Annotated in this window: 10 protein-coding genes; 4 read left to right on the top strand and 6 right to left on the bottom strand. The window is 70.1% G+C overall.

What is annotated here, in order from left to right:
• Positions 1-150: 150 nt before the first annotated feature.
• Positions 151-2,796, top strand: a complete 2,646-nt coding sequence (locus ACFQV6_RS22770) for a putative bifunctional diguanylate cyclase/phosphodiesterase (protein WP_378029570.1) — start codon at positions 151-153, stop codon at positions 2,794-2,796.
• A 41-nt stretch (positions 2,797-2,837) separates the two neighbouring features.
• Here the strand turns inward: ACFQV6_RS22770 and ACFQV6_RS22765 are convergent, their stop codons facing one another.
• On the bottom strand, positions 2,838-5,774 hold the full coding sequence (locus ACFQV6_RS22765) for an EAL domain-containing protein (protein ID WP_378029569.1): 2,937 nt from the start codon (positions 5,772-5,774) through the stop codon (positions 2,838-2,840).
• Between the two features lie 675 nt (positions 5,775-6,449).
• On the opposite strand from ACFQV6_RS22765, the gene ACFQV6_RS22760 reads away from it, so the two are divergent.
• Both ACFQV6_RS22760 and ACFQV6_RS22755 read left to right on the top strand, forming a co-directional pair.
• Positions 6,450-9,212 carry a DNRLRE domain-containing protein gene (locus ACFQV6_RS22760; protein WP_378029689.1) on the top strand — a complete coding sequence of 921 codons (2,763 nt, stop codon included), beginning with the start codon at positions 6,450-6,452 and terminating at the stop codon, positions 9,210-9,212.
• A 15-nt stretch (positions 9,213-9,227) separates the two neighbouring features.
• Positions 9,228-15,962 carry a polymorphic toxin-type HINT domain-containing protein gene (locus ACFQV6_RS22755; RefSeq protein WP_378029568.1) on the top strand — a complete coding sequence of 2,245 codons (6,735 nt, stop codon included), beginning with the start codon at positions 9,228-9,230 and terminating at the stop codon, positions 15,960-15,962.
• A gap of 642 nt (positions 15,963-16,604) precedes the next feature.
• Here the strand turns inward: ACFQV6_RS22755 and ACFQV6_RS22750 are convergent.
• On the bottom strand, positions 16,605-18,425 hold the full coding sequence (locus ACFQV6_RS22750) for a hypothetical protein (RefSeq protein ID WP_378029567.1): 1,821 nt from the start codon (positions 18,423-18,425) through the stop codon (positions 16,605-16,607).
• Between the two features lie 169 nt (positions 18,426-18,594).
• On the opposite strand from ACFQV6_RS22750, the gene ACFQV6_RS22745 reads away from it, so the two are divergent.
• A complete protein-coding gene (locus ACFQV6_RS22745; RefSeq protein ID WP_378029566.1) occupies positions 18,595-19,794 on the top strand; it encodes an MFS transporter in 1,200 nt (399 codons plus the stop codon).
• Between the two features lie 3 nt (positions 19,795-19,797).
• Here ACFQV6_RS22745 and ACFQV6_RS22740 read toward each other — a convergent pair whose 3' ends face one another.
• The 4 genes from ACFQV6_RS22740 to ACFQV6_RS22725 all read right to left on the bottom strand — a co-directional run bounded on the left by ACFQV6_RS22740 (position 19,798) and on the right by ACFQV6_RS22725 (position 23,524).
• Entirely contained in the window at positions 19,798-20,478 is a 681-nt protein-coding gene (locus ACFQV6_RS22740) for a TfuA-like protein (protein ID WP_378029565.1), read from the bottom strand.
• Complete coding sequence (locus ACFQV6_RS22735; RefSeq protein ID WP_378029564.1) at positions 20,475-21,785, bottom strand: YcaO-like family protein; 1,311 nt, start codon at positions 21,783-21,785, stop codon at positions 20,475-20,477. The genes ACFQV6_RS22740 and ACFQV6_RS22735 overlap by 4 nt, the downstream gene beginning before the upstream one ends.
• Positions 21,786-21,849: 64 nt before the next feature.
• Entirely contained in the window at positions 21,850-21,981 is a 132-nt protein-coding gene (locus ACFQV6_RS22730) for a hypothetical protein (protein ID WP_378029563.1), read from the bottom strand.
• A gap of 82 nt (positions 21,982-22,063) precedes the next feature.
• Positions 22,064-23,524 (bottom strand): DUF2993 domain-containing protein, encoded by a 1,461-nt coding sequence (locus tag ACFQV6_RS22725; RefSeq protein WP_378029688.1) that lies wholly within the window; start codon positions 23,522-23,524, stop codon positions 22,064-22,066.
• Between the last annotated feature and the right edge of the window lie 32 nt (positions 23,525-23,556).

Below are 23,556 nucleotides of genomic sequence, written 5' to 3'. Positions count from 1 at the left end.
GGCGTCGAGAGCGGCCCGGGATCGCGGTTCATAGATAGATCTTGGACAAATAGACCGGTCATGGCCGGTTCAGATGTCCAAGATCGCTTGAACAGGGCGGTGCTCCCGAACGGCATCTCAAGTACGGTGCGGCGGCGTCGATGGTAGGGCGTGCCCTACACGCCCGGCCGTCTGCCGCTCTTCGCCGACCGGGCGTTCCAGGCCGTAACGGCCCTGACGGTCATCGATGTCGCAGCGTTCCTGGTGCAGGAGCGCACCGGCCCGCTGTGGCCCGCCTGGGTGAACTGGCTGCTCCTGATCGCGGTCATCGTTCCCACCCTGCTGCTGTGCCGCCGGGTGCGGGCGGACCCCGCGTCCGCGCCTGTGGTGCGCCGCTACTGGCGTACCGCCGAGGTCGGCATCTTGATGTTCGTCGGCGTCGCGGGACTGCGCGTCCTGTCCGAGCTCGGCGCGGGCGGCTGGCTGCTGCCGTTCTCCGTGGTGCTGCACGCCGTCGGCGGCCTGGTTCTCACGTGGCCGCTTCTCGGGCTGCCGTTCAGTGCCCGGGGCCGGGCCCGCAGGCTGGCGGTCCGGCTGGACCTCGGCACTCTGTCGTGCGCGGCCGGTCTGCTGCTCTGGCACTTCGTCGCGTCCGCCCAGTTCGCCGATGGCACGGTCACCGTGGCCGGGGTGCTCTCCGCGATCGTGATCATGGGGGCCGGTCTCAACGGGGTCTATCTGGCCGCCAGGGTGGTGCTCGCCGGGGTCGACTCGTTCGCCCGGCACGGGCTCTACTGGATCGGCACGTCGGCGCTGATCGGTGGGCTGGGCTCGGCGATCGCCTTCCTGCACCCGTGGCAGCCCGGCGGCAACCTGCTGGTGGTGGTGCTTCCGCTGGCCGCGTACGCGGCGGCGGTCGGCGCCCGGGTGCAGGTGGTGGACACCGCGGCCGGCGACCGGCTGCGGCGCGCGCCGCGCGGTTACAGCCTGATGCCGTACGTGGCGATCGCGGCGGTCGACGGCCTGGTGGCCTACCACAACATCCGGGGTACCGGGAACGGCATCCTGATCGACGGTGTCGCGGTGACGCTGACCGCGCTCGTGGTGATCCGCCAGTTGATCGCGTTCCGGCAGAACGACGCCCTGCTGGCCCGGATCGGCGTGCAGGAGCAGCGGTTCCGGCTGCTGGTCCAGAACTCGACCGACATGGTCACCATCGCGGGTCCCGGCGGGGCGCTGACCTACGTCAGCCCGGCTGCGCACGGCATCCTCGGCTCGCACCCGGACGACATGATCGGCACCGGCCTGGCGCTGCGGGTGCACCCGAACGACCTGGCGGCGGTGACCGAGCGGATGGCGGCGGTGGCCGGCGCACCCGGCAACACGGCGACGTATCAGATGCGGCTGCGGCACGCCGACGGTACGTATCGCTGGCTGGAAGTGATCAGCGCGAACCTGACCGGCGAGCCGAGCGTGGACGGCATCGTCAGCAACGCCCGGGACATCACCGAGACGCGTGAGGTGCAGGACCGGCTCAGTTACGAGGCCAGCCACGACATGCTCACCGGCCTGGCCAACCGGGCGCTCTTCGGCAAGCGGGTCGCGGCGGCGGTGAACGGGGCGGGCCGGGACCAGCAGGTCAGCATCGTGCTGGTCGACCTGGACGACTTCAAGATCGTCAACGACACCCTCGGGCACGCCACCGGCGACGCGCTGCTGGTGCACGTCGCCGAGCGGATGCGGGCCGGCGTACGGGCCGCCGACACGGTCGCCCGGCTCGGCGGTGACGAGTTCGCCATCCTCTTCGACGGTTCGGCCGGCACGGACGTGGACCAGGTACTGACCCGGATCGCGGCGGCCCTGCTCGAGCCGGCCGTGATCGACGGCGAGCCGATGATCGTGCGGGCCAGCTTCGGGGTTGTCGACGGCCGCGGCGGGGACGACGCCGGTGACCTGCTCCGGCAGGCGGACATCGCGATGTACGAGGCGAAGGAGCGCGGCGAGGGCGGCTACGAACGGTACCGCCCGGGAATGGAGGCCCGGGGTGCCGAGCGCAGCCGGCAGGCCGCCGCCCTGCGTACGGCGATCCTCGAGGACCAGTTGGTGACGTTCTTCCAGCCGGTGGTGACGCTGCCGGAGGGCCGGATCACCGGTGCCGAGGCACTGGTCCGCTGGCAGCACCCGATCGAGGGCCTGCTCGGGCCGGGCGCCTTCATCGACACCGCCGAGCAGACCGGCCTGATCATCGAGCTCGGCGCCTGGGTGCTGCGGGCCGCGACGCGCGAGGCGGCGACCTGGCCCGGCGAGTTGACGGTGTCGGTGAACGTGTCGGCCCGGCAGTTGCGCGAGGCCGGCTTCCCGGCCGTGGTCGCGGCAGCGCTGCGCGACAGCGGGCTACCGGCCCGCCGGCTGACCGTGGAGATCACCGAATCGGTCGCTGTCGGCGGGGGAGTGACCAGCGACAACCTGCGTGAGCTGCGAGATCTGGGCGTACGGCTGTCGCTTGACGACTTCGGCACCGGAGCGTCCACGCTCACCCTGCTCGCGACGTGCCCGGTGCACCAGATCAAGCTGGACCGCTCCTTCATGCCGGACGGCGGCTCGGACGCGATCGCCGACGCGGTGGCCCAGATGGCCCGGGCGTTCGGCCTGGAGGCGGTAGCCGAGGGGGTCGAAACCGCTGAGCAGGCGGCCCGCGTGACCCAGCTGGGTTACGAGCGAGCCCAGGGCTTCCACTTCGCCCGGCCGATGAACGCCGCCGATCTGCGCGCCCGGCTCGTCGGCATGGTCGCCGCCGCGCCGCCGTCACAACAGTGAGGTGAGGCGTCAGTGAGGTGAGGCGCCAGTGACGTGAGGCTTCAGACGGCGGCGGTGCTCGTGATCATGGTGATGGCGACCTCTGGCGTCGCCGGCCTGGCGAACAGGTACCCCTGACCGTAGGTGCAACCGAGGTCGAACAGCATTCGGCGCTGCTCCTCGGTCTCGATGCCCTCGGCGATCAGGTCCAGGTCGAGGTTGCGGCCCATCCGCAGGATGGTCTTCACCAATTCCTCGCTCTTGGGGTCGTGGCCCAGGCCGGCGACGAACGACCGGTCGATCTTCAGGGCGTCGATGGGCAGCTTGAGCAGGGCCTCCAGCGACGAGAAGCCGGTGCCGAAGTCGTCGATGTGCAGTTCACACCCGAGCGCGTGCAGCCGGTCCAGGATCCGGCGCGCCTCGCCGGCGTCGCGCAGCAGGACACCCTCGGTGATCTCGACCGCGAGGCTGCCGTGCGGAAGGTCGTGCACCGCCAGGCAGGCCGCGATGTTGTCGATGAGGCCGGGGCCCCAGAATTCGCGGTCCGACAGGTTGATCGCGAGATGGGCGGGTTCCGGGCGATCGGCCTCCCGCTGCCAGGTGGCCAGCTGCCGGCAGGACTCCTCCAGGACCCACTGTCCGATCGGCTGCATGAGGTCCGCCTCCTCGGCGACCGGAAGGAACCGGTCCGGAGCCAGTACCCCCCGGCCCGGATGCCGCCAGCGCAGCAGCGCCTCGAACGACTGGACCCGGCCGGTACGCAGCTCCACGATCGGCTGGTAGTACAGCTCGAACTCACGCTTCTCCAGCGCGGCGCGCAGGTCGGTCTCGATGCGCAGGCGGTCGACGACGCGGGTGTGCATCGCCTCGTCGAAGATCGCGTACGAGCCCTTGCGGCGGGACTTCGCGGTGTACATGGCGATGTCAGCGTCCCGCAGGACGTCCTCCGGGTTCCGGTAGCGGGAGGTGCCGACGGTGATGCCGATGCTGGCGCCTACCACCACGGTCTCGTCGTGTCCCTCCAGGTGGTACGGCTGGGACAGCACGGTTTGCAGCCGGTCGGCGATCTCCTCCAGCGTGCCCGGCTCGTCGACGTCCTCGACGAGGAGCAGGAACTCGTCGCCGCCGAAGCGGGCCGCGGTGTCGCACACCCGCAACTGCTCGGAGATCCGCCCGGCCACCTGGACCAGCAGCCGGTCGCCCGCGTCGTGGCCGAGGCTGTCGTTGACCAGCTTGAAGCCGTCGAGGTCCAGGAAGAGCACCCCGAATCGGCTGCCACTCGGGCCGCCGCATCGCTGGACGGCCTCGCCGAGGCGCTGCACGAACAGAGCACGGTTGGGCAGCCCGGTCAGGTGATCGTAGAGGGCGGCGATGCGGAACCGCTCCTCCTGGATGCGCAGGGCGCCGAGCACGGCCTGATGCTGAAGGGCGACGGTGAGCAGCGCCGCCCACTGATTCAGCGGTTCGCGCCCGCTGCTCACCCTGCTCCCGATGCCGTCGATGACGGCCAGCAGCCCCCAGTCGTTGTCATCGACCTTCACCGGCGCCACGAATAATGCCCGTTGCGGGTGCCTGCGGGCGAGGTCGAGCAGCTCGGGCGGTGGGAAGGCGGCGACCGGCACTGTCGAGCCGACCAGCCCGGCGAGCGGTTCACGGTGGTCCACCATCGCGTCGTCGTCCTGGCAGAACGTGCCCACCACCTCGAGCGACCGCCCGGGTCCGGATGGCTCTCCAGGGTGGCGCCACAGGGCAAGACATCCAGCCCAGACAGGGGTACGGCGTAACCAGCCCAATCCCCGCGGATCCTCCTCGTAGCTGCGCAGCAGGCCGAAGCTGACCTCGTACTGCATGCCGGCCGACTGCTGGAGGAAATCCGAGTCGGCGTACTGGGCCCGGCCCTGCGCCTCCATGAGGGACAGGATCAGCTCGCCCACGTTGGTCACCGCGTGCTGCCGGGCTGGTGCGTCGAAGCCCAGGCTGCCCAGCGCGTTACGGGCGGTCTCGCGCACCTGGTGTGCGATCCCGAGCAGTTCTTCCGGCCGGGTGCCACTCAGGTCCCGGACCAGGTCGTGCCGGGCGTCCGGGCTCATCGGCCCGGTCAGCATGGTGGCCAGATCGGGCGGGAGCTGGGTCTCCGGAGCGCCGCCGACACAGCCGCAGGACTCCCGGACCACCAGCTTCGTATCGACGTACTGGCGCTGCCCGGCGGCGGCCCGCCCCGTCCGCAGCTGGTGCAACAGCATTTCCGCGGCGGTCGCGCCAAGCTCCTCGACCGGCTGTTTGACGCTGGACAGCCGTGGATTGCAGTACGACGCTGCCTGGATGTCGTCGAAGCCGATGATCGCCTGATCGGCCGGTATCCGGTAGCCGGCGGCGGTGAGCACCCGCATCATCCCGATCGCGTTCGCGTCGGTGCCGGTGATCACCGCGGTGGAGGGCAGGCCGGCCGCGATCATCGAACGGGCCGCCTCCTCACCGCCCTCGCTCATGTTGTCCGGCGCCCGGAAGACCAGGCCGGGGTCGGGGGTGATGCCGTGATCCAGCAGCGCCTGAGAATATCCGTGGTGCCGCAGCCGCACGTCGTCGGCGCCGAGGTATCCGACGAACGCGATCCGCCGGTGACCGTGTTCGATCAGGTGTGCGACCGCCTCCTGGATGCCCGTGGTGTTGTCCGGCAGCACCAGCGGGCAGCCGAGGCCCGGATAGTCGTGGCTGAGCGTCACCACCGGCGTGCCGGAGTCCCGCAGTTGGGCGAGATAGTCGGCCCGCGCCGCGTTGATGATGACGATGAAACCGTCGGCGTGATCCGTGGCGATGTGGTTCCCCGTGGACGGGGGATCGGTCACCTCACCCTGCTCGGTGCCGGCGTCGAGGGTGTGCACGGCGACCATGGCGGCATCGTTGCGGTTGGTTACCCGGGTGATGCCACTGAGCAGCCCGCCGAAATACCAGCCACCGATGAAGGGCGTCAGGACACCGAGGGTGAAAGGTCGCGACACCTGCGGCCACTCCTTCTCGCTGCGAGCGGGTGGAGGCTCATCCTGATTGCCCATCGTCGCGCCACGCCGCCGTCTGAGGATTTCCCGCAACTCGCCCCTCCCGCACCCGCACCCCCGCTCACACCCAGCTGGCTCTCAGCGGGCCCCGGCCGCCCGCCGGACCCCTCTCACGCCCAGCCGCTCACCTCGGCTGGCACTCAGCGGTGCCTGACGGCCCGCCGGACCCCTCTCACGCCCAGCTGGCACTCAGCGGGGCCTGACGGCCCGCCGGACCCCTCTCACGCCCAGCTGCTCGTGTCGGCTGGCACTCAGCGGGGCCTGACGGCCCGCCGGACCCCTCTCACGGCCAGCTGGCCACAAGAGCCGGCGGAAGGCGGTGGGCGGTTGGCCGGCGGCTGGGGGTCACACGTCGTGGACGTAGAGCCGCATGGTGACCGGGCTTCCGTCGGGTTGCCTGTCGGTCTCGGACATGAAGTCGCGGACCTGGAGGAAACCGCACTTCTCGGCAACACGCACGGACGCGTGGAAGTGGGCCGTCGTCGGCTACCGGATCTGGGCATTGACAAGCGTCGTGGTGGCGCACCATCATCCGATTCACCCAGATCGATGGTCATCCACGTCGCGCTCCCCCCGGCCGATACGCAACGACGTTCAGCTGGAGTGTGTCTCGTGCCGATGAAGCCGGCCCTGAGTTTGCTGATGATCATCGCGTCGATCGGCGTGCCAACAGCCGCCGAACCCGCCGCGGCCGCACCGCCCGCCGCACCCGCGCCACGGGCCGAAACCCCGTACGACACCGCACGCCGCTCCGGGCAGCGGGCCGAGGTGCAGAAATCGCGGACCGAGTACGACACCACCTACGCCAACCCCGACGGCACCACCGCCGTCGTCATGGCCTCCTCACCGGTGCGGATCCGTCAGGGCGCCGGCTGGACCGCAGCAGACGCCACCCTGGTACGCCGCGCGGACGGAACAATCGGCCCACGCGCCGCCCTGGTCGACATGGCGTTCTCCCCAGGCGGCCGGGGACCCCTCGCCCGGGTCAGTGACGGCAACGCCCACCTCGGCCTGGGCGCGCCGATGACGCTGCCGGCGCCGGACCTGGCCGGCCCGGCCGCGACCTACCGTGAGGTGCTGCCCGGCGTAGACCTGGTGATCACCGCGAACACCGCCGGGTTCAGCGAGGTCGTCGTGGTCAAGAGCCGGACCGCCGCCGCGAACCCGGCCCTGGCAGCGCTGCGGTTCGGCCTGTCCGGTGCCGGCCTGGCCGCCGGCCGCACCCGCGAAGGCGGCGTCGAGGTTCGGGACCGAACCGGGCTGCGCCTGCTGTCCGGGGCGGCGCCGACGATGTGGGACTCACGCTCCGGCTCGGCGGCCGCGGTGGGCGCCGGGCACGCGTCGGCGATCGGCCCGGTCGAGGGCAACCGGACCGCGGTGATGGGCGTTGCGGTCGACAGGGCGGCGGTCACCGTACGCCCGGACCGGTCCCTTCTCACCGACCCGGCCACCGTGTTCCCGGTCTTCATCGACCCCCAGTTCAACGCCGGCCGGCCGCACTGGACGATGGTGAACCGTTCCTTCCCCAGCTCGCCGGGCTACGACTGGGGCAGAGGCGACAACAACGCCGACGAGGGCATGGGCTACGTCAGCACCGCGGCCGACGGCACGCACCTCAAACGGCTGTACTTCGCCTACGACACCTCCCGTCTGCGGGTTCCCGGGCGCACCATCGTCTCGTCGACGTTCCGGGCGAAGCAGGTGTGGGCCTACACCTGTACCACCAACCGGATGCAGGTGTGGCTGAGCAACGGCATCAGCAGCAACACCACCTGGAACAACCAGCCGTCCACCAGCGGGCTGCCCTACACCGAGCGCAACCTGGCGACGGCCGGCCGGCCCGGATGCAGCCCGGGCGGCTCGATGATCGATTTCAACGTGACGAACCAGGTCATCAAGTCGGTGCTGTCGAACTGGGCGACCACGACGCTGATGATGCGGGCGGCCGACGAGACGACCAGCAACGGGTGGCGGCGGTTCACCCAGAGGGAGGCCACCCTCGAGGTCGTCTACAACACCGTTCCGAACGTGCCGTCGGCGCCGCAGATGACCTCGCCGCCGGTGAAGTGCGGCGGTGCGGTGCCCGCCCTGGACATGCCGATCATGCAAGTGAAGGCGACCGACCCGGACAACACCGCCAACCAGCTGAGGGTGGAGTTCCAGATCTGGAAGGGCGGCGCCTCGTCCTACACCCACCGGTGGACCGTCGGCCCCGGCGCGTCCGGCAGCACGTTCCGCCAGCAGATGCCGAACCTGGCCACCGGCTCGTGGACCTGGATCGCCCGGACCATCGACAATCAGACACCGCCGCTGACCGGCGGGTGGACCAGCTGGTGCAACTTCACCGTCGACAACACGGCGCCCGCGCCGCCGCTGATCTGGTACGACGGCGGCACCTTCCAGGTCGGTCAGGACGTGCGGTTCCACTTCACCGGCGGCGGCACCGACGTCACCCAGTACCGGTGGGCGATCGGCAACGACGTCCCGACCGAGGGGCCGGTGCCGGTCTTCGACGGCAAGGCCACTGTCCGGTTGCGGGCCGCCGGGCCGTTCCTGCTGCGGGTGTGGGCGTACGACGCGGCGGGCAACCGCGGCTCACCGGCGGTGTGGGGCGGCGGCGAGAACCCGATCATGGTGGCCGGGGGACAGGCGCGGGACTGGTGGCGTTTCGACGAGGGCACCGGCACCACCAGCGCGAACCAGAAGAGCGCGGCCAACGGCTTGTTCACCAACGGCGGCGTCTCCTGGAACTCGCCGGGATATCCGATGGCCGGCGGCTCGGCGATGGTCTTCAACGGCACTGACGCCTCCGGCTTCGGGATCGGTCAGGCCGGGCCGGTCAACGGGGAGAACTTCACCGTCAGCATCTGGGCGCGGCCCACCACCGTCACCGGTAAGCGGGTACTGATCGCGCAGGACGCCGACACCGGCAACGCCTCGTTCAGCCTGGCCGTCCAGTCGATCGCCGGGCCGAAGGACGCCACCGGTACGGCCGGTCCGGTCGCGCCGAGGCTCACCGCGACCCTCTACAAACCGGACGGGACGGTCGCTGTCGCCGTGCCGAGCCGCCGCATCGTCGAGGCAGGTGTTTGGGTTCAGGGCACGGCGACCCTGGAGAACCTGGAGAGCGGCGACATCGAGCTGCACCTGTACACCGTCACCGAGACCGACCCGTCGGAGATCGACGACTCGGCCACCTTCGGCGGCGCCTACCACCCGTCCCGGGCGACCACGTCCTACGTGCGGATCGCCGGTGAGGCGAAGAACTGGGGCGTCGCCGGCTACTTCCACGGCGCGATCGACGAGGCGGTGACCGCTGCCGGGCTCTTCGACGCCACCCAGCGCGAGCAGTGGCGTTACCCGCCGGTCGTCACCCCGTAGGCCAGAGGAGCCCCGATGCGGAACTCGACAGTGCGGCGGATCTCCTTCGGGCTCGCCGTCGTGATGACAGGCACGCTGCTCGCCGTACAGGAACCGGCCCAGGCGGGCCCGAAGCCGAACGGCCCGGCGCGGGCGCCGAAGGAGACGCCCCTCGATGTGCGCCCGGTGGCCGGCCGGGTGCGCGGCCCTCTGCAGCCGCAGGTGCAGCCCACCGTCGTCCGGCCGGTGGCCTGGCCCGCGCCGGGCGAGGCCACCGTGAACCTTCCGGCGGGCAAGGAACAGGGGGCGGGCTCGCTGCCGGTCCGGCTGACACGCCCGGCGGCGGCTCACGACGCAGATCAAGGGCTTTTAGGCGTACGCACAAAGGTTTTGCCGCAAGCGTCAGCTGACCGCCTGGGTCTCACCGGCCTGCTCCTGCAACTGGATCGGGCCGGCGCGGGCACCGACCGGGACGAAGTGCGCGTAGCGGTGGACGGCTCGTCGTTCGCCTCGGCCGTCGGCGGCGGATGGGCCACCCGCCTGCACCTGGTGTCGCTGCCCGCCTGCGCGCTCACCACCCCCGGCGTTGCCGCCTGCCGGCAATCCACCGTGCTGCCCGGCTCGCAGGCCGACGGCGCCCGGGTGGCCCACGCCGCGGTGACGCTGCGGAAGTCACCCACCGTGCTGGCCATGGTCGCCGGCGCCTCCGGATCCGCCGGTTCCTACACGGCGACCCCGCTGGCACCGTCGTCGACCTGGAGCGCCGGCTCACAGTCCGGGTCGTTCTCCTGGTCATACCCGCTGCGCGTGCCGCCCGGGATCAACGGACCGGCACCGCAGCTGAGCATCTCCTACGACTCCGGCTCGGTGGACGGCCGGACCGCCTCCACCAACGCCCAGCCGTCCTGGCTCGGTGAAGGGTTCGACCTGACGACCGGCTACATCGAGCGCAACTACGTGTCCTGCCAGGAGGACCAGGCGGGCGGCAACAACAGCGTCAAGACCGGCGACCTGTGTTACAAGACCGATGACGTGCAGCTGGCGCTGGCCGGCCACTCCGGCGAGGTCATCAGGGACGCGGCGACCGGCAAGTACCGGCTGGTCAATGACGACGGGTCACGGATCGAGCGGGTCACCGGTGCGGCCGGCAGCCCGGACAACGACGGCGAGCACTGGAAGCTGACCACCTCCGACGGCACCCAGTACTTCTTCGGCAAGCGGTCCGACTCGAACGCCACCTGGACGGTGCCGGTGGCCGGCAACCAGGCGGGTGAGCCCTGCCGGGCGGCGGCGTTCAAGGACTCGTTCTGCGACCAGGCGTGGCGCTGGTACGTCGACCACGTGATCGACGTGAACGGCAACACGATGACCTACAAGTACACCCGGGAGACCAACCGCTACCAGCAGCAGGCGGCGATGTCCGGCGAGGCCAAGCCGGTCGCCTACACCGCCGGGGGTCACCTCGCGGAGATCTCCTACGGCACCCGCACCACCACCGAGGCCGCGAAGGCGCCGGCCCTGGTCCAGTTCACCACGGCGGAGCGCTGCACCCCGGTACCCGATGTCTTCGACTGCGCGCCCGCCAAGCTCACCGCGGCCAACGCGGCCCGCTGGCCGGACGTTCCGTTCGACCAGATCTGTACCTCGGCCACCTCCTGCGGCACCAACGGCTCGCCCACCTTCTTCTCCCGCCGGCGGCTGACCTCGGTGGTCACCAACATCCTCACCGTGGCGAACCAGCACACCCCGGTCGAACAGTGGGACTTCGCGCAGGACTTCTACGACCCGGCCGACGGCTCGTCCGGCGGGCTCCAGCTCAAAGGCATCACCCACACCGGCAGGTACGGCGCCACCACGGCGATGCCGGCGGTGACCTTCGCCTACGAGTCGTTCCGCAACCGGGTCACCGGCCTGATCGACGGCCCGGTGATGTGGAAACCCCGGCTCACCCTGATCAAGAACGAGACCGGCGGCGAGATATCCCCCACCTACGACACCACCGTCGGTGCCGGGCGCCTGTGCAGCAGCAGCACCCTGCCGTCGTCCCCGGCCACCAACACCACCCGCTGCTACCCCTCGTACTGGACACCGGTCGGCGCGGCCAACCCCACCCTGACCTGGTTCTACAAGTACGTCGTCACCCAGGTCAACGAGAAGGACCAGGTCGGCGGCGCCGTCGACACGGTCACCTCGATCGCCTATCTCGGCGACGCCGCCTGGCGTTACGACGACAACGAGATGACACCGCCCCGGCACCGCACCTGGTCGGACTGGCGCGGTTACGGCAAGGTCGAGGTCCGCCGCGGCGACTCCAGCACGCCCAAGACCCTGACCCGCACCACCTATCTGCGCGGCATGGACGGCAACCGGGCCGCCAACGGCTCCACCGTGCCGGCGGTCAAGGTGAAGGACTCCACGAACACGGAGACCCTCGACGCCGACCGGGCCAACGGCACGGCCCTGGAGACCGAGGTCTTCAACGGTGCCGACCGGGTCTCCACCACGATCAACAAGCCGTGGATCAGCGCGCCCACCGCCACCTCCGGCACCAAGACCGCCACGCTGATGGGCGCGGGTGTGACCGACGAGTACACGACCGTGTTCGGCGCGGGCGAGCGGCACACGCGGGTCACCGTGACCACCGACCCGGTCTACGGCACCACCAGCCGGATCGACGACCAGGGCGACACGAGCACGACCGCCGACGACATGTGCAGCCAGTACGCCTACGTCCGCAACACCACCGCCTGGATCACCGCGACCGCGAGCGAGGAGAAGCAGTTCGGGACCGCGTGCGGCAGCGCGGCGAGTGCCACGCCGGTCGCCCACTCGCGCAGCCTCCTCGACGGCGGCGCCTACGGCGACACGCCGGTCAAAGGCCTGGTCACCGAGGTCCAGCAGCTGGGGGAGGCCGGTTTCGGCGTACGGTCCAAGGCCACCTACGACGCGTACGGCCGGGTCAAGTCCTCGACCGACGCGATGGACCGCACCACACAGACGGCGTACACCCAGCTCGCCGTGACCGGGCAGACCCATCCCGGCGGGACCGTGACCGTGACCACCACCGACCCGCTGAGCAACAAGGCCACCAGCGAGGTGAACCCGGCCTGGGGCGTGCCGGTCCGCGAACTCGACATCAACAACCGGGCCACCTCGCTCGCCTACGACGGGCTGGGCCGGCTCACCGCGATGTGGACACCCTCGCGCGCCAAGACGGCCTACCCGAACACACCGAGCATGAGGTTCGGCTACTCCGTCACCAAGAGCAAGCCGTCCTACGTGTGGTCCCAGGAGATCGTCGCGGCGGAGGTGGAACCGCCCACCTACCGGACCGAGTACGAGATCTTCGACGGCATGCTCCGGCCGAGGCAGGCCCAGTCCCCCGAGGCCACCGCCGCCGGCGGCCGGATCGTCAGCGACACCGAATACGACTCCCGCGGCCTGGCCGTGCGTACCGGCGGCCCGTACTACGCCGACGGCGCACCGGCGGGGACCCTCGTCGCGCTCACCGACGTGCAGAAGTCCGCCTGGCACCAGATCACCTACGACCAGGCCGAACGCCCGACGCTCGACGTGTTCATGTCGGCCGGCGCGGAGAAGTACCGGACCAGCACCAGCTACGGCGGCAGCTATGTCACCGTCGACCCGCCGGACGGACAGCAGCCCACCACCACGTGGTTCGACGCGCGGGGCCGCACCACCGCGCTGTGGCGTTACGCCGGCAACAGCCCGGCCGGGGCCACCGACGAGACGAAGTACACCTACGACGCCCTCAGCCGGCTCACCAAGCTCACCGCCGGATCCGGGGCGAGCTGGGACTACGCCTACGACAAGCGCGGCCGGCTGATCAGGACCGACGACCCGGACAAGGGCGTCGCCACGATGACCTACAACGAGAACGACCAGGTCGTCACCAGCACCGACGCCCGCGGGCAGACCATCTGGACCGGATACGACCTGCTCGGCCGGGTGACCGAGACCCGCAGGACGAACGCGAGCGGGACCCAGCTGACCTCGCGCACCTACGACTCGATCGCCGGTGCCAAGGGAAAACCGGTCTCCTCCACCCGCTACGTCAACGGGCAGCAGTACGTCCAGCGGATCACCGAGTACGACGAGGCGTACCGGCCGAAGAGCGGCGAGATCGTCATCCCGGCCGCCGAGGGGGCACTCCAGGGCACCTACCAGACGAAGAACAGCTACACCGGGAACGGGTCGGTGGCCACCACCGACCTGCCGCCGGTTCCGCAGGCGGGCCTCGGCACCGAACAACTGCGTTTCGGGTACGACGCACTGGTCGGCAATCCGTCCTCCCTCGCCTCGACAGCCACCGAGTCCATCGTCGGGGGAGTGCTCCGGTCCTCCTACGGCGAAGGACTGATCTACGGGCTCGGGCGCGACGGCAAGAGGATCTCCTTCGGGTACGCCTACGAGGAGGGCACCCGCCGGCTGCTCGGCCAGACTGCCCAGCGGGAGAACGCCACCGGATACGACGTCAGCCTCAGCTACGCCTACGACAAGGGCGGCAACGTCACCTCCGCCACCGACAGCCCTTCGGCGAGCGGCACCACCGCGGAGAAGCAGTGCTACACGTACGACGCCGCCGCGCAGCTGACCGCGGCGTGGACCCCGGCCACCAACGTCGCGTGCAGCACGGCACCGAACCGGTCGGCGCTGGCCGGCCCGGCACCTTACTGGCACGGCTACACCTACGACACGGCCGGGAACCGGAAGACCGAGACTGTCTACTCGTCGTGGGGTGACACGACCCGGGCCTACACCTATCCCGCTGTCAGCTCGACCGGGAAGGGTCAGCCGCACACCCTCACCAGCCTGGTCAGCACACCGGCCGGTGGCGCCGCGACCACCACCGCGTACACCTACGACAAGTCCGGCAACACCATGACCAAGGCGCCCGGCCAGAGTTTCACCTGGGACGAGGAGGGCCGGGTCTCGGCGGCGGCCACCAACGGCACGAACAGCGCGTACGTCTACGACGCCGACGGTGAACGGCTGATCCGCACCGAGGGCGGCGTGAAGACGCTGTACCTGGACAACACCGAGGTGCAGCTCACGACGAGCACCGGGGCCGTCAGCGCCACCCGGTACTACGAGTTCGACGGGCGTACCGTGGCGATGCGCCAATCCGGCGGCGGTCTGCGCGCCGTCCTCGGCGACAACCACGAGTCGCCCATTTTCTCCGCCGACTTCGCCACCGCCACCGACGTCAAACGCCGCCGCTACTACCCGTTCGGCGCCGAGCGCACCGGCTTCACCCCGGTCATCTGGCCCGGGGAGCGCGGCTACGTCGACGGTGTGAAGGACGCCGCCACCGCCACCACACATCTCGGCGCCCGCGAATACGACACGTCGACGGGCCGCTTCCTCTCCGTCGACCCGGTCATGCGCGCCGAAGCACCGGCAACGTTCAACCCGTACGTCTACAGCCAGAACAACCCGATCACCCTGAGCGACCCGTCCGGGCTGGAGCCCGGCTCCTGGTGCCGCACCCCGGCCTGCACCAAACACGACGACGGCATGCGGGCCGGCACCGAGAAGGCCTGCAGCGGCACCTGCTACGACAACAACGAGCCGGCCACCGCGCAGAAGGCCGCCGTGGAGACCGCCCAGCGCAACCTCAACGCGGCCCGGCAGAAGAGCGTCGAGATCAAGGCGCGGCTCGTGGAGACCGCCAAGAAGCTCGGCAAGGTCCTGATGGACGAACTCGGCATCAGCGCCGGCCTGGACTGCATCACCAAGGGCGAGTTCGGCGCCTGCGCGGAGACCGCTGTCAACTTGCTGATGTCCGCGATCGGCGGCATGGCGGCGAAAATGGTCGCCAAATACGCCGTGCGGTGGGGCAAGGGCAAAGCCCTCGCCAAGCTGTTGTGGAAACTCGGCGGCGATCTGTACGACGGCATGAAGGGCATGTTCCAGGCCGAGAAGAAACTCGGCCGGGCCCAGGCGATGCTCGGCCGGGTCAAGAGCATGTTCCGGCCGGGCAAGTGCCCGGACAACAGCTTCACCGGCAATACTCCGGTGCTGATGGCCGACGGCACGAAGAAACCCATCAAGGCGGTACGGGTGGGTGATCGAGTCGTCGCGACGGATGCGAGGACGGGCCGGACCGCCGCGAGACCGGTTACTGACCTGATCCGGCACGGTGGGCCGCACGCGATGGTCGCGGTGACCGTGCAGGGCGGGGCGACTGTCGAGGCGACTGATCGGCACCCCTTCTACGAGGCGACCAGCGGGACCTATCGCGGGGCCGAGGATCTGCGGATCGGTGATCGGCTGCGGACGCCGGCCGGTGGGACGGTGGGTGTCACCGCGCTGTCGCCGTACAGCGAGGACCTGATCGCCTACAACCTCACGGTCGCCGACATCCACACGTACTATGTGCTCGCCGACAGCACGCCGGTGCTCGTGCACAACTGCGGGTCGTCGCTCGACGACCTTGCAGCAGCAGGTAAGGCGCCTGACAAGAATGGCTTTACTCGTGCAGGATTCGAGCAGCAAAAGCATGGGAATCGGGCGACGAATAATGGCCAGTGGGCCGTTCCTGCCGGAACGCGAAACCCGAAAGGCTGGAACGGCGTCGGGCAAGACACGCTGGAAGACATTCTCACGCATCCGAAAACGGCAACCCAAAGCTACGTCAATAGGGCCGGCGACAATGTGAAGGAATTTCTCCTGCCTGACAGGGGCGTGCAGTTCCGGCAATCCGGTGGTGTCGGTGACTGGGTACTCCACTCCTTCAGGGAGAGTTAGATCATGACGGTTCACCAGTACGGCGATGCCCTTATTGAGATCACTGTGCTAAGTGACAGGGAATCTGATGGGTGGATAGCTGAGGTGTGGGATTTGACGCCCCAGACTGGGGGGGAGTTGATGCACTACCACAAGTCCTCAATCGGCGAATTGTCGATCGACTTGCTGGGGAATCGGCTTCCGGCGGATCTCGTGACGTGGTCCATAGCGGTGGTGAGGGTTGAATTGGCTGACTATCGATAGCGCTTGGCGGCTCCATTGAAGCGATCTCAGCAACATTGAGCCTTTTTCAACGTGGCGAGGGCCTCGGCTGCCGGCGCCGGACAACGGCCCGGCGGCTTCAGGCCCGATGTCAGGTTGAAAATTGCTCATTCGGGCAGGTGTTTGTACTCGAAATGGGTCAGGTGCAGCGCGGCGGCGGCGATGTCGCCGATCCGGCGTGGGCTGATGGTGGTGGGTTCTGTCCCACCGGTCACTCCCGTCGGGGACGATGCGGCTGCTCTTCTCGTCCGGGTCGCTCCGGTGGAGATCAGTGCGGAACGTTGGTGTCCGCGGAACATCACTGCGGTCCTGGGCACCACAACATTCCGCAACAACGGAAGCGGCACCGCACCTCAATGCGGCTGAACCCGGACGCCCGGTTCAGTAGCGGACCCGGACCGGGTTGCCGTTGTCCAGGTAGGTGTTCTGGTTCGGGGTGCCGGCGCCGGTGGTGACGTGGCCGGACCAGGCCGCGCCGAAGCTGAGCGTCCACGTGTTGTCGCCGCCGCTGCCCTGGTCACCCTGGGTGCGGTCGAACCGGTTGCGCAGGAAGCTGCCAAGGTGCAGGCCCGTCTCGTACGCGTTGCCGGCGCCGTTGACCGACTGGTTGCCGCCGAAGAGCCAGTTGTCGGTGAAGGTGAAGCCGTAGTTGGGGATCTTGTCCTTGTTGCTGCTGATCATGACGGTGTTCTGCGAGCCCTGGTTGTAGCGGCCGTTCGCTTCGGTGCCGGTGCCCCGGTCGGGCAGTGGCAGGTGGGGGCCGCCGTCCGGGAGGCTGTGCAGCGGCACCAGGGCGTACGGCTCGGTGTTCGGGTTGGTCACCCGCCAGTGCCCGGTCTGTTTGGCGTACGGGCCGCCGTGCAGGGCGTTGCCGCGCACCACGGTGCCGTAGCCGCCCTGGAACTGCAGCGTGTCGTTGTGGGAGAACAGGTCGCTGGGGTGCACGACGCCGGGGACGGCGGCGGTCCACCACACCAGGTCGTGGATGTAGTTGTGCTCGAGGACCGTGCCGGTGGGCAGCGGGCGCTTCTGGGCGTCGAAGTTGAACACGTTGACGCCGTCGATCGTGCCGGAGATGTCGGCGAAGCGCAGGGTGATGTCGTGGCCGGTGACGCCGGAGTTCCATCCGCTGTGCGGCACGTCGGGGCGTACGGTGACGTGCTCGACGACCACGTTGCTGTAGTCGCCGAGGACGTCGATCAGGGAGCTCTGCGGGTTGGGGACGTCGTGGGCGCCGTGCACCCGGACGTTGCGCAGGGTCACACCGGAGGCGCGGATCTGGACCCGGCCCTCCACCTCGAGGTTCTGGTACAGGCCGGGAGCGTTGATCTTCAGGTCGTTGTCGTGCCAGGCCAGCGGCACGTCCGGCAGCACGCCGGTGTGGTCAGCGGTCGGCCGGTCGACGCCGGCGACCAGCGTGGACCGGTACTCCGCCTCGGTGCGCGGCCCGAGTGCCAGCGTGCTGGCGAAGTAGCGCCCGCCGCCGGTGTAGCTGGTGGTGCCGGCGCCGCCCGTCTGCGCGGTGCCCGCGCCGCCGGTCAACCGGCGCTCGGTCAGCCAGGTCGCGGCGTTCCAGGCGCTCGGGTGGGTGCTGATCACGTCGGCGCGCTCGGTCCAGCCGCCCGCGGGGGTGGTCGTGGTGGTCCACGGAGTGGAGTGGACCAGGTAGTTGGTGACCGACACCAGCACGGCGTTGTTCCGGTTCGGGGTGACCGGCGGCGCGGTGACCGCGGTGGCGCCGGAGGCCTGCACCGTGGGGCCGCCGATCGCGGTGACCACCGAGCCGACGTTGCGGTAGACGACCACCACCAGCGACATCCGCCGGATCGTCGTGACGGTGGCTACCACGGTGGCGGTGGTGTCGGCGGCGGTGAGGGTCTTGTATGCCGTCACCGCGGTGACCGCGGTGTCGTCGGTGACGCTCTGCACGGTGGTCAGGCCGGACACGCCGCTCAGAGTCGGCTTCAGGGTGCGTTCCGCGGTCACCGACACGATCACCGTGTCGCCGGTTCGGGCACCGGCCGGCATGATCGCGCTGACCGTGCCGGTGGAGCCGCCCGCGGAGAACGACGTCCGCGCTCCGACGAGGCTGACCGCCGGCGCCGCCCACGCCGCTTGCGCCATCCCGGCGGGAAGCGCAACGGCGCCCGTCCCGGCGCCCAGCGCCACGGTCAAGATTCCGCCCAGCATCCTGGTTCGCACGAGAGCCCCCGCTTCGCATTCAAATCAGTAAATGCATTTCGAGGCTCTCACCCGGGCGCCCGCCCGACATATCGGCCGTTCGGGCATCGCGGCGGCCGGTCGAGGCGTGGAGGCCGTGCCGGAACGACTAGCATCGACGGTTGTCGTTGTAGGTCATGGGGGTCCGGAATTGCGTGCTTACCGGGATCTGCTCGCCGTTCCGGGCGTACCCGCGCTGCTGCTCGCCGCGGTCCTCACCCGCATTGCCCCGCCGATGCTCACCCTCACCGTGCTGCTCGCGGTTGCCGACGCCACCGGCTCGTACGCGACCGCGGGTCTCGCCCTGACCGGTTACGCTGCGGCGCTTGCGCTGTGTGTGCCGGTCACCGCCCGGCTGGTCGACCGCTACGCGCCCTCCCGGGTGCTGCTGGGCTGCCTGACCGGACATGTGATCGCGTACGGCGTACTGATGACCGCCCTTGCCCTTGATCTTCCGGCCGGGGCGCTGATCGCCGCCACCGTGGCCCTCGGTGTCACCGCGCCGCCCGCCGGGCCGGTGGTGCGGGCGACGTGGCCGTCATTCGTGCCGGAGGAGCGGCTGCACACCGCGTTCGCGCTGGACGGGGTGCTCAACGAGGCCCTCTACGTGCTCGGGCCGGTGGTGGTGTCGGCGCTGCTGGTGCTGACCGAGCCGATCGTGGTGCTCGGGCTGGTCGCGGCGACGATGACGGCGGGCATTCTGGTGCTGCTCGGGGTGCCGGCATTCCGGCGGCGGCGAGCCGCCCGGGCGGTGGGGCGCCGCGACTATCTGGGTCCGCTGACCAGCGGGCAGGTGCGGGTGCTGCTGACGATCATCACCGGGGAGGCGGTGGCGTTCGGGGCGATCGTCGTGGGTGCGCCGGTTGCCGCCGCGGCGGCGGGACGGCGGGACGCCGCGGGCATCCTGGTCGGTGCGATCTCGCTGGGGGCGGTGGTGAGCGCGCTGGTCTACGGCAGCCGGGCGCGGGGCGGGTCCGCGCGGGTGCAGCTGGCGGTGCTCAATCTCGGGTCGGCGGCGCTGCTGGCGGCCGCGGGTGTCGCGCCGATCCTGCTGGTCGCGGGACTGGCACTGCTCGGTGCGGGGCTGCTGGGCGGGCCGCGCGACACGATGTACCAGCTGCTGCTCGGTGAGGCGGCGTCGGTCAATTACCGGACCGAGGCGTACGCGTGGATGGGCGCTGCCACGTGGGCCGGCTACGGGCTGGGCTCGGGGTTCGCCGGCCAGCTGATCCACCTGTCCGGGGAGGGGGCGCTCGCCGCGTTCGTCCTGGCCGCCGGCGCGACGATGGTGGCCGGGCTGCTGTCGCTGCTGATTCGCCGGGCACCGGCTGACATGGCGCCCGCTCGGTGACGGTCACCAGGCCGGTGGTGGCCAGTTCAGCGTTGCGGCCGGGACCTGGGGCGGCCGGCCCGAGGTGACCATGTCCAGCAGGAGCAGGGCATCGTCGCGCTTGGTGTCGGGCGCTGACTCGGCAAGGAATCGCCGCAGGGGCGCGGTGTCCTCGGCCAGGTCGCGCAGGACCAGGGCGACGGTCCGCTCGGGGAAGTAGCGCTGCTTGGCCAGCGTGAGGAACCGGTCGGCAAGCTCCTCGCCGGCCACACCCGCGGCCACCGCGGTGGCGACGGCGAAGCGCATGTTCACCAGCGGTTCGGACAGTGGGCGGCCGGTTTCCTCGTCGTACGTCATGGCCACCTCGTCGTCGGCCATGATGCGGCCGGACTGGTACTCCTGGTAGATCAGGCCGACACCGCACATGCCGTAGGGCGCGCACTCGACGGCCCGCAGCGCGCCCATGCTGGACGAGCCGTAGACGGTGACACCCGCGTCGACGGCGCGCAGCACCTCCTTGGGCGAGACGCTCAGGCTCTGGAAGAACGCGCCGTCGACGATGCCGATCACCCGCGGCGGCGCGGGCCGGGCCAGCAGGCGGTCCAGGTCGCCGCGGCGGACCGGAGGCAGGAACTCGACGTCCGCACGTTGCAGAGAGTCAGTGCCGTAGAGGCTGGGCCCGGCGAAGACAGCTGGCCGGCTCATGCCGCCACCAGCTCGCGGACAGCGCTGTTCCAGGCGGCCGCCGCGCGGCGGCCCAACTTGGAGTGGTCGACGCCCCACGACTCCAACCCCGGCACGATCACCCGGACCACGGAGACCGGCAGGTCGGGCGGTGACACATCCACGGCGACCACCCGTTCCAGGCCGCCGGCGCGCAGCCGGTCGAGCATCAGCCGGATGTCGGTGACGACGTCGTCGGCGGGATACGACGGCAGCTCGGCGAGAGTCACCTGCCGTTGGGCCGGGCGCCACGCCCAGCTGTTGGCGTCGACCGCCGAGGCCCGTTTGGTGTGATGGCGATGCTTGGGCACGTCGGCGTCGGGCAGGTTGATGTCCTCACGCATCGCCTGGATGTCGACCGCCCGCGACTGCGCGCACTCGGTGACCGCGCGCAGCATCGCGACCTCGATGTCCGGGTGGGTGCCATAACCGCCGTAGCCCTGCGAGGTAGCCGGTCCGTTGTCCTCGGCGGACGCCGCCAGAATGCTCGGGATGCCCAGGTCGGACATGATGGACACGAGCCGGACGTGCACGCCCGCGCGGGCGAACCGGGCGAGCAGCCGTTGCACGCTCGGCGGTGCGGTGGCCGGGTCGATGTGCGGGTGCAGCTGGCGCAGGCGGGCGACCTGCTCGGCCGGCGCGCGGGAACCGGTCAGGCCCTCGGCGAGGATGTGGCTGAGGCGGCCGCTGACGATCTCGGACAGGGTCAGCGCGTCCCGCTCGATCACCTCGCACAATGCGTGGCAGATCGCCTCCTCGACGGTGTTGCCGGAGGCCAGGCCGTTGGTGCCGCTGATCCGGAAGCAGGGCGGGGCGCCCGTGTCGCCGCCGTAGGTGACGGCGTTCTGCGGCACCAGCACGGTCTCCCCGCTGATCAGGTCGTGCCCGGTGACCCAATGGATGGGCAGGTGGTCGGCGTACTGGGGGAGCAGCTCGATGTTCACGTCGGCGGGGCGGATCGCCGGGACGTCCAGGTCGTTGTAGGCGGCAACGGTGGCGGGGCGCATCGGCAGCCAGCCGGCGTAGCGTTCGACGGCCTCCATGACGGCGGAGGCCATCGAGTCGGCGGGGGTCACGCCCTTGCCGGTGTAGACCGAGAGGACGTCGTTGGATCGCGGGACGATCGCGTTGTGCACCGGAATGCCGATGCGGTCCAGCCAGGTGATGTCGGCTATCCGGGTGATGCCGATGCGGCGCAGGTGTGGGCGTACCCGATCAAGGGTTTGCTCGGCACCCACCTCCCGATGGGCGCCGCGGCCGTTCTGCTTCGGAGCCTTCTCGCGGATCATCGTCGGCCCTTCGGCGAGAACCGGCCGCGGCCGGTCGTAAGGTTTCAGTCCTGACGTGAAGGTGTCAGTCCTGACGGATGGGGGCGGCCCAGGCGGCGCAGCCGGTGTCCCCGACAGCCAGGCCCAGCTCGTCCTCCAGCAGTTCCTGCAGCTCGGCCGGTGTCATCTCCGCGAGCTCGGTCGTCGTTTCCTTCATGGTGGCTCCTCCCGTGACGTGATGTGCGGACCAGCGTGCCCGCCCACTGTACCGAGATGACTGTCGATATGTTGACCGCTCGTTAACAAACGTTCCCGGTGAGCGATCCCCGTTGCAGCGTGACGTCCTGGCCGGTGAGGCGGATCCGCAGGCCGTCCGGCAGCACCTCGACGCCCGCGTACGTCAGACCGGGCGGGAGTTTCTGCAGCGCGCTCGTCATCTCCTGCGGAGCGACCTCCGCGAGGACGTTCACGGCCGGGAACCGGACGCCGAACATCTCGATCTGGTCCGGTGAGATGTCCAGGGTGCTGCCCTTGATCACGGGCCGGCCGTACAGCACGACCGGGGTGCCGTCCTCGGGTGTGCGCGTCGTGGTGGCGGTCAGCAGGCCTCTCTCGGCGCCGAACACCGTCGGGGCGCCGGCCGGCTGTTTCAGCACGGAGAACGGCCGCGTCGTCACTCCGCCGATGACCACCTTGATGCCCCGCACATCGACGCTCGCCGACCGGTAGGACACCCCGTCGGGCAGGACCGGCAGTTCACGCTTCAGGGCTTCCTGGTCGATCTGGCCGAGCACCAGCTTTGCGATCGCGGCGTCGGGTTCGTGGTCGGCGCCGAGCAGGCGCACCCGGCGTGGCACCAGGGTCAGCGTGCCGCCGCCGAGCACCGGTTCGGTGAGGATGGTGAGCGGCAGCCCGATCGCGCTGGTGTTGATGCCGAGCAGGCCGTTCGACACCGAGTAGGACACGGTGCGGTCACCGACCTGGGTGGGCAGGGTGTTCAGGGCCGTGGTGGAGACGCCGCCGATCTCGATGTGCACGCCGTCGTCGCGGGGGACGATCGATCGGTACGCGACGCCGTCCGGCAGCGGCGGAAGCTGCTGGTTGCGCACCCCGCCGGCCAGATCGCGCACCTGATCGGCCGGGATGGACCGGCCGAAGATCTCCAGGCGCTCGGGCACCGACTGGGCGGTGTCCCCGCGCAGCCGCATCGTCATGAACAGCTTGGCCCGGACGCCGCCGGACGATGAAGGCGGTATGACCAGGCCGACGGAGAGGCCACCGTCGTCGGCCCGTTGATAGGTACGTTGCGGCGCGCCCTCCGGCGTGGGCAGGTGATCGAAGCCGACCGTGATGGCGGCGTCCATGCTGGCGACGTGGGTGCCGCCGGATGGCTGGGTGACGTCGCGCATCGTGGCGGTGAAGCTGGCGTGCGGCACCCCGTTCAGGGTCGCGTCGGGCACGCTGAGCCGGATCTCGGACAGTCGCTGCCGCACCGCCTGCGGCACCAGCGGCCCGCCGCCGACGGTCACCTCGGTGCGGACTCCCGCCCCACCTGGGCAGGAGACCTGGCTGCTCACCTGGTCGACGATCCGGTCGCGCAGATAGCCGTCGAGGATCGGCAGGGGCAGGGTGTAGGCCATCATGCTCAGTGCCACGCAGAGGGCGATCCCGCTTGCCGTCCAGACGATCCATCCGCGGCGCCCACCGCGCGCCGGGGAAGGATCGCGATGCGTCTTCGGGTGTGTTTCCGGTTCCGCCATGGTCACGGCGCCACCTCCTCGGCATTGGTTAC

This window comes from Actinoplanes sp. GCM10030250 (assembly GCF_042666575.1).
Classification (GTDB): domain Bacteria; phylum Actinomycetota; class Actinomycetes; order Mycobacteriales; family Micromonosporaceae; genus Actinoplanes.
The sequence above is the reverse complement of the archived record's forward strand: the minus strand, read 5'-3'. Positions and strand labels throughout refer to the sequence as shown.

Bases quoted from the DNA above. Each gene is read 5' to 3' on its own strand.
- ACFQV6_RS22760 (WP_378029689.1), top strand. From the start codon at position 6,450: ATGAAGCCGGCCCTGAGTTTGCTGATGATCATCGCGTCGATCGGCGTG.
- ACFQV6_RS22755 (WP_378029568.1), top strand. From the start codon at position 9,228: ATGCGGAACTCGACAGTGCGGCGGATCTCCTTCGGGCTCGCCGTCGTG.
- ACFQV6_RS22740 (WP_378029565.1), bottom strand. From the start codon at position 20,478: ATGAGCCGGCCAGCTGTCTTCGCCGGGCCCAGCCTCTACGGCACTGAC.
- ACFQV6_RS22735 (WP_378029564.1), bottom strand. From the start codon at position 21,785: ATGATCCGCGAGAAGGCTCCGAAGCAGAACGGCCGCGGCGCCCATCGG.
- ACFQV6_RS22730 (WP_378029563.1), bottom strand. From the start codon at position 21,981: ATGAAGGAAACGACGACCGAGCTCGCGGAGATGACACCGGCCGAGCTG.
- ACFQV6_RS22725 (WP_378029688.1), bottom strand. From the start codon at position 23,524: ATGGCGGAACCGGAAACACACCCGAAGACGCATCGCGATCCTTCCCCG.